1 tRNA gene is annotated in these 547 nt (G+C 43.3%); it reads left to right on the top strand.

Annotation, left to right across the window (positions count from 1 at the left end):
* Positions 1 to 100: 100 nt before the first annotated feature.
* Positions 101 to 186, top strand: a tRNA-Leu gene (locus BUE76_RS16745).
* The last annotated feature ends 361 nt before the right edge of the window (positions 187 to 547 follow it).

Here is a 547-nt window from a genome sequence, read left to right as displayed (position 1 = left end):
GCTGGTAGAGCACAACCTTGCCAAGGTTGGGGTCGCGGGTTCGAATCTCGTCTTCCGCTCAAAAAAATCCATCCTACCTTAGGGTGGATTTTTTTTTTGAGCCCCGGTGGTGAAATTGGTAGACACGCAGGACTTAAAATCCTGTTCGCAGCAATGCGAGTGCCGGTTCGACCCCGGCCCGGGGCACAAGCCTTTCAGTAGTCATACTGAAAGGCTTTTTTTATGGCACAGCCAGAAAGGTGATGCTGTATATAACGTTTGGCGATTTGATAAAAGGAGTTCTTTAGAAGAAACGATGGGGTGTATAAGTATGCTGTTGCACCCGGTCTTTATACTAGTCGTGGTAATTCGGGTATACTGGTCCTGCTATGTTTTAACACTGTAATAATGTTGCTCTTTTTATGCTTCCTGAAACAGGGAAGATGAAGTAACGGAATGGGACAACCGAAAAAATTTAAAAAAAATGTTCCTTTTTTGATTTTGTTTTTGGTGGTTTCAAATCGCGTCTTATATTTGCAACCCCAACACAACGAAGGGGTTACAAAAA

It is taken from the genome of Cnuella takakiae, assembly GCF_001953305.1.
Lineage (GTDB): Bacteria > Bacteroidota > Bacteroidia > Chitinophagales > Chitinophagaceae > Flavisolibacter > Flavisolibacter takakiae.
Note: the sequence above shows the minus strand (reverse complement) of the source record. Positions and strands in the feature narration are given on the sequence as shown.